This is a genomic window from Bartonella sp. MR110HLJHH (genome assembly GCF_042194225.1).
Taxonomy (GTDB): domain Bacteria; phylum Pseudomonadota; class Alphaproteobacteria; order Rhizobiales; family Rhizobiaceae; genus Bartonella; species Bartonella grahamii.
Window position 1 is genome coordinate 1 of record NZ_JBHIMQ010000092.1, and the last position, 743, is coordinate 743.

A 743-nucleotide genomic window follows, 5' to 3' on the forward strand; every position below is an offset into this window, starting at 1 on the left:
GTCTGCAAAAAGCCTCGTCCATGGCAACTTAGTTGACATACTTCACCTCCCTTTCTTTATTATTATTGCAAGTGAAATTATCTAGCTCTTCTTCACTGAGACTGTTGAGTTCTTTTTCAACTTCTGAATTCCACAACCCACCATTGTCTAAACGTATGATGAATCCACCTTCAATCAAGGAATTCAAAGCTGTTTCAAACTCTTCTACTGGATAACCAACCCAAAAAGCTAATACCCTTAAGTCCTTTAAAATAGGCTCACCAGTATGGAGCATTAGAAGTCGCAACATGACATAGATACATTTCTCGGTCGGCGACAAACAACCAAGAGTAACAAGCCATCTGTCTGCAAAAAGCCTCGTCCATGGTAATTTACTGGACATACCCCAATTCCCTTTCTTTAACTAAATATAAAATTGCTAAAGCATCTGCTTCGTTGTCATCTTTCGGATTGTGCCCTTTTGCACGCACCGCCTTAATCATCTCTTCTTTCGACGCATTCCCCTTGCCTGTCGTCGCTTTCTTAATCGTACTTACTGGTATCCCCTCATACGGTATCTGATGCTGTTCACACCACGCCGTTAACGTTGCTAACAAACCTCCGTAAACATGCGCGGCATCTGTACCTTTATGACGCCTCACCTCTTCAAAATACACCGCGTCAATTTGACCTGCTGTCTGCTTTATTTCTGATAGCCATTGTTTAAAACGCAAGTAACGCATTCCACCGCCTTCAAAACGGCG

Annotated in this window: 2 protein-coding genes; both read right to left on the bottom strand. The window is 42.5% G+C overall.

The annotated features are described in order from the left end of the window. Positions 1-28: 28 nt before the first annotated feature. Entirely contained in the window at positions 29-382 is a 354-nt protein-coding gene (locus ACFIKB_RS09525; RefSeq protein WP_375645005.1) for a DUF1376 domain-containing protein, read from the bottom strand. Further along, positions 372-743, bottom strand: a 372-nt coding sequence (locus tag ACFIKB_RS09530) for a crossover junction endodeoxyribonuclease RuvC (protein WP_375653519.1), incomplete at its 5' end; no start/stop codon positions are given. The genes ACFIKB_RS09525 and ACFIKB_RS09530, both read right to left, overlap by 11 nt.

What these genes read in the sequence shown, in the direction of transcription:
- ACFIKB_RS09525 (WP_375645005.1), bottom strand. Translation starts at nt 382, where the DNA reads ATGTCCAGTAAATTACCATGGACGAGGCTTTTTGCAGACAGATGGCTT.